Source organism: Streptomyces sp. NPDC093510 (assembly GCF_040683555.1).
Classification (GTDB): domain Bacteria; phylum Actinomycetota; class Actinomycetes; order Streptomycetales; family Streptomycetaceae; genus Streptomyces.
The window spans coordinates 1-5,038 of the sequence record NZ_JBFBEE010000061.1; the positions used below are offsets into that span (position 1 = coordinate 1).

At 60.5% G+C, this 5,038-nt stretch carries 6 protein-coding genes; 1 reads left to right on the top strand and 5 read right to left on the bottom strand.

Features of this window, described 5'->3' with window-relative positions; translation table 11 throughout:
• Positions 1-79: 79 nt before the first annotated feature.
• From AB0N81_RS41895 to AB0N81_RS41910, 4 genes are all read right to left on the bottom strand, one after another.
• Positions 80-979: an NTP transferase domain-containing protein gene (locus AB0N81_RS41895; RefSeq protein ID WP_365368184.1), complete on the bottom strand. Its 900-nt coding sequence runs from the start codon at positions 977-979 to the stop codon at positions 80-82.
• A 39-nt stretch (positions 980-1,018) separates the two neighbouring features.
• Positions 1,019-1,558, bottom strand: coding sequence for an NUDIX hydrolase (locus AB0N81_RS41900; protein WP_365368186.1), 540 nt, complete (start codon positions 1,556-1,558; stop codon positions 1,019-1,021).
• A 75-nt stretch (positions 1,559-1,633) separates the two neighbouring features.
• Positions 1,634-2,311 (bottom strand): hypothetical protein, encoded by a 678-nt coding sequence (locus tag AB0N81_RS41905; protein ID WP_365368188.1) that lies wholly within the window; start codon positions 2,309-2,311, stop codon positions 1,634-1,636.
• Positions 2,308-3,084: a phytanoyl-CoA dioxygenase family protein gene (locus tag AB0N81_RS41910; RefSeq protein WP_365368190.1), complete on the bottom strand. Its 777-nt coding sequence runs from the start codon at positions 3,082-3,084 to the stop codon at positions 2,308-2,310. The genes AB0N81_RS41905 and AB0N81_RS41910 overlap by 4 nt, the downstream gene beginning before the upstream one ends.
• Before the next feature lie 313 nt (positions 3,085-3,397).
• Here AB0N81_RS41910 and AB0N81_RS41915 point away from each other — a divergent pair, with 313 nt between their 5' ends.
• Positions 3,398-4,321, top strand: a complete 924-nt coding sequence (locus tag AB0N81_RS41915) for a hypothetical protein (protein ID WP_365368192.1) — start codon at positions 3,398-3,400, stop codon at positions 4,319-4,321.
• A gap of 32 nt (positions 4,322-4,353) precedes the next feature.
• Here AB0N81_RS41915 and AB0N81_RS41920 read toward each other — a convergent pair.
• Positions 4,354-5,038: hypothetical protein (locus AB0N81_RS41920; protein WP_365368194.1), on the bottom strand; the 685-nt coding region annotated here is incomplete at its 5' end.

Below are 5,038 nucleotides of genomic sequence, written 5' to 3' on the forward strand. Positions count from 1 at the left end.
ACGCGGTTCGAGCTTCATGGGCCGCGTGTCCTCATTCGCGCCTTCCGGAGACGGAGATGCCCCGAGCTCGACCACGACATCAAAGATCAGTACGCCTGGGTCCGCTGCTGAGATACCTGCTCGGCGTGCGACCGAAGACCGCCAGCCGCTCCGGAGTTCCCAAGTCCGGAGCGGAGCAACGGATATCGTAGGTCCCGATGACCTCCCCCTGTCTCAGCAGCCACGGAACCAGCTGTCGGTAGACATCGACCGGCGCCGGATCAGACTGTCCAGCCGTGTGCTTCTCGAAGATCGAGGAGTAGCGGATCCGGTTCGCTATGACGACACCCGCGCTGGTGCTTTCGGTCACGTCCACCTTGATGCCGGAACGCTCGCTGCCGGCATCCTCCGCGTTCAGTCCCTCCAGTACACGGCACAGGGTTCCATCGGTATTGAGCAGGAGGCGCCCGGCGTTCTGGGCCGCGGGCCCCGGCCGTGTAGTGACGACCCAGGTGAGGGAATGGCTGGCGCGACGATGAGCGGTCAGGGCTGCCTGCAGCGCCCCGAAGGGAAAGAGGGTGTCGCCCGGGACGATCACTATGAGCTCGGCAGCGACATGGGCCAGCGCCGCATACACCGCACCAGCCGTGCCCAGTGGTAATGCCTCGCGGAGCAGTTGCAGCCGGGCGTTGTGCCCGTGGTGGGCGAGTACATACGTTTCGATGTCGCTCCCGCCGGCGCCCGCAGCCGAACTTGTCAACACGCTGATCGCCCGGAAGCCGTTTCCGTAGATTTCGCCGAGAATAGTTCCGATCATCGGTGTCGGTTCCGTCTCGGGACCAACCTCCATCAGCAGCTTGGGCACCGCGGGAACGGACTTTTGCGCCTGCCCTCTCAGCCGCGTTCCCATACCACCCGCGAGGACGAGGACTTCCACGGGATCGGTCGGGATTAGAGTGCTGATGTATCCGGTCCGTAGACGCGGTAATGCTTCCGGCACGATGGCCCCCTTCCGGGGAGAACGTCTTCGAGCTGCGTACTAGAGCAGTTCGAGATAGTCCAAACACATGTAGCCCACTTCGACATCAGTGGAGAGACCGCTCCTGAGTTGCCGGCGGAAGTCCTGCACGTCGGTGAGGGCGACTTCGAGAGTCTCGGTGATCTCAGGATCAGGATCGGAGACTTTCACGCATCCGATTGCTACGAAGCACTTTCGGAACATTGTGGAGTAGGCATCGTCCCAGCAGTCCGCGACATACTCCAGAGCGCGGGGACGGTAACCCGTCTCTTCCAATAGTTCTCGCTCGGCGGCGCACTCAGGGCTTTCGTCGCGTCCCAGGTAGCCACCCGGAAGCTCGGCCAGGATCCGGTCGGGTCCGGGTCGGTATTGCCGCACAAGAATGACCTGCTGGGATTCCGTGAGCGCTAGGATGCTGACGGCGGGACGTTCGTTCTTGATGTAAAAAGTATCTTGATGGCCGTTCGGCAACTGATAATGAACCTCGTCCACGTTTCGACCAAATCGCTGGAAGACGGTTCTTCGCGACAGTTGAGTCCATGTCGCTTCGCCATGCGTCATGGTCACGAAGTCTAGGCCTGCCCAAGGTGAGATCGACCCACTCGCTTTTGGCTGCGTTGTCGAAGCAGGCACCAATCACTCGGACAGTCGGTGGGTGAGCCGGGACAGCAGCGTCTCGTGAGCGTCAATGATCTTCACGGGCCCGCCGGAAGGGTTGAAGACGGTGCTGAAGTCACGCCGGACGGGCCCCTGGATCAGTAGAGTGCAGGTGCGAGCCGCGACCTTGTCGATCTGATGAATGTCATGGTGATCGAGGGTCACCACGTCCCCCTCCCTCAACCACGTCTGTTTCGCGGGGTGCAGTTCTACGTGCGCGTTGCCGCCACCGTGGAACTCCCGATGTTCCGCGTTGTCTTGACCGACGAGATTGAACCAAGTCGCATGGAGTCCTCCACTCACCACACGGGAGGAGAATCCGTACCTGTGGTTGTGCGTGGATGCCGCGAAGCCCTCCGCCTCGGCGAACTCCGCCGGCTCCTTGTACTGATGTAGCCAGACGACGTAGTCGTGATGGTCTCCGCCAAGGCACCACTTGTGATGCGAACTGCGGTACATCGAACGGGAGAGCAGGCTGTCGACGTCCCGTTGATCCAGCGTCGACAGCCATAAAGATATCCTGCGAGCCAGGCTTTCCCCTTCTTCTTCGAGCAGCTTGCGGGCCTCGACATGCGCACGGTCGGGGTCTTCCGACCAGGGAAGTCCCGCGATACGCGGGAAACCAACTGTTGGGCTGGCACCCTCAAAAATCGTCATACCTTTCCCTTCCCCTCTCTCAAAACAGTACGGTGGTCGCTGTTGGCGTGGTGGAGATCGTTTCCTCTATAGAGCGGCGATCCGACAATCACCTGATGTCGGCCCTCGTTCACGGAGAGTTCGTCGCAGCTGCGAAGCGCGAAAGTGACGCTGGTACGTGCGTCCTCCGTCGCGTTGTGACCGACGGAGTGAAAGAGTAGACCGTCCATGATCAGAGCGCCGCCGGCCGGTACGGGGACAGGAAGGGCCTGGTCCGGGAAATGCGCGTATTCCTCATGGTCATCGACCCAATTCCCTCCACCGCCTTCAGGCGACATACCTAGATAGGGCGCCACGTGGGAACCGGGAACCACATGCGTGCAGCCGTTGGCCGGGCCGGATCTCTCAAGAAAGAGCAGAACAGTGATAACCGGCCTCGACCACTGGAGAACGTCCCGGTGCAGTCGAACGGGAATATGACCTCGCCGATTCAAGGTGGCGTGGTCATGACGGTTTTGGAGGAGAACGATGCGAGGGCCGAGTAGAATCCGCAAAGCATCGAGTAGGTCTGGCGTCGTCAGGGATTCGATGAAGGCCGGGTCACGCCGACTCACGCCATCGATACGGACAATCTCTCCCTCTGTGCCTCGCCGACAGGGCCCCCGTTCGGCGGCGAATTCTTCTCGGACGACCGCGAGCAGTCTCGTCACCAGTTCCGACGGAATGGCCTCGGGTACGCGGAGGTAGCCCATGTGCCGAAAGTGAGCGCTGAGGCGTTCATGACGTGAAGGCATAGGTCACCCCCATCCCGGGGCGTGAGGGCCTGGCGATGCGCCAGCCACGCCCGGCAAGCGACATGGGCTGGACTCTATCCGCCACACGCCCCAACGGAACAGAGGCCGGCAGGACAACCGGCCAGGATCAGCAATAGGACTTCAGGCATAGGCCGGTCGGCCGAAGGCGGATCCGACCAACAACCATGCCGAGTGCGGGGACAGTTGACTACACTGAGCGTCCAGGTGCGCGCCGAGAGAGGGATATCCAGTGGCGGATCCCCCACACCACTCCCGTAGAACGCTGGTCACCTACGCGCTCGCCCTCGGGTACGTGGTGATCGTCGCCGCCGGCCTGATCCTGACGCTGCAAGATCACTCATTGACCAGCGGCACGATCATGTCCGCTCTCGGCCTGAACCTTGTCGCCTCCGCGGTCTTCGCCCTGCTTTTTGCGTCCATCAGTTCACGCATTCAGGAGCGCGCTTTCATGGAGAGCGTCGCGGACAAGTTCGACGATCTCTCGACCCGCCTGACCGAAAGGATGTCTGAGCGAGAGAAGATTTTCCTTCCTTCCGGCTCTTACCTGCCGTCGGAAGGATTCGACGAATTGTTCAACCGCGATCTCACTGACAGCCTCACCAGTACGAGCTTCTACGGTTTCAAGGGGCCGAGCCCACGCTACCTCCCCGGGCGCCTGAGAACGTCCCCGCGGCATCCGCATCTCGTACGTGTCTGCATGCTTGACCCCAGCCTGGAAAAGTCCGTCTCACGGCGCGCTTCAGACCGCGGTAGCCGCCGGAATCTGGGAATCAACCCAGTGCCTCAACTTGTGGAAGAATTGCGCGACGAACTACTGATGTCAGTGGTGGCTCTGTTCGACTGTCGGCATTTCTGTCCGATCGAGATTTCCTACATGGAAGACACAGCCGTTTACCGGGTCGAACTGTTCGACGACTCCGCATACGTGTCCTGGTACCACGGTCCCGAGTCGAGCGGCCGCAAGTTCCCCGAAAGCCACAAATTTCCCCCCGGCTCGTTGCAGTATGAGACGATGAAAATGGATTTGAATCGCCGCTCTGAAATTTGCGACAAGAGCATCGTGTTCAACTCTCGACACGTGGATGCCGACCTGATCGCACACCTCCACCAACTCACAGACCGCACCGTGGACGGGACGGATCTCGCAGCCTGGCGCAGTCAGTACGAAATCTTTATCGCGCGTTTCATCAGCTACCTCGACGGACTGCGCACCTGAACTTAGTGGCCGACGCGACGATGGTCATCAGTTCACACAAGACGCGATGGAATATCTCCGTTCTGTTCGCGAAGGAGCCGGTAGCGGCCCTCGAAAGCCGCCCGGGCTTCGGGAAGAACAATTTTTCGATTCCAGTCCTTCTCCAACTTGCGAAGGTTGTCGGCCATCAGATCACGCAAGGAGCGGGTGGAATTTTCCCACAGCCAGATCGGGAAGAACGGTCCGATGAGATGCGCGCAGCCATCCGCGGAGGAGACAATCTGCACTTCGATCCGCGCCGTACGAAGGTCCATCGTCCGATTCATGTCCAGTTCACGAGCACAGGCGATCACCTGGTCGGTGAACTGCTGATCGAATCCGATGTTGATGAGGACGCGCGGACCTTCAGTGAGCGTGCGCTCGTGCTCACGCTCCCGGTCGATCAGCTTGCCGTAGTCGTGAAGCCAGACCAGCACATCGATGACGTCTCGATCGGCTTGGGGATAGGAAGCCGCCAGCTCGCCGGAGATCCGCTCCACGATTTGTAGGTGGTATTCGACATACCAGGAGTGATGGACAAAATCTGGCCTCGAGGCGAGTGCAACCACATGGGCTTTGAATTCCTTGATCAGACCATGTCGGCAACTCGGCACGTCAGGGAGCCCCTGAGTCATCTCAATCCACCAGTCACGAGGAAAGCGTAGCTCAGTGAGGACGATCTGCATCGCGGTGTATCGG

Bases quoted from the DNA above. Each gene is read 5' to 3' on its own strand.
- AB0N81_RS41905 (WP_365368188.1), bottom strand. From the start codon at position 2,311: ATGACGATTTTTGAGGGTGCCAGCCCAACAGTTGGTTTCCCGCGTATC.
- AB0N81_RS41900 (WP_365368186.1), bottom strand. From the start codon at position 1,558: ATGACGCATGGCGAAGCGACATGGACTCAACTGTCGCGAAGAACCGTC.
- AB0N81_RS41910 (WP_365368190.1), bottom strand. From the start codon at position 3,084: ATGCCTTCACGTCATGAACGCCTCAGCGCTCACTTTCGGCACATGGGC.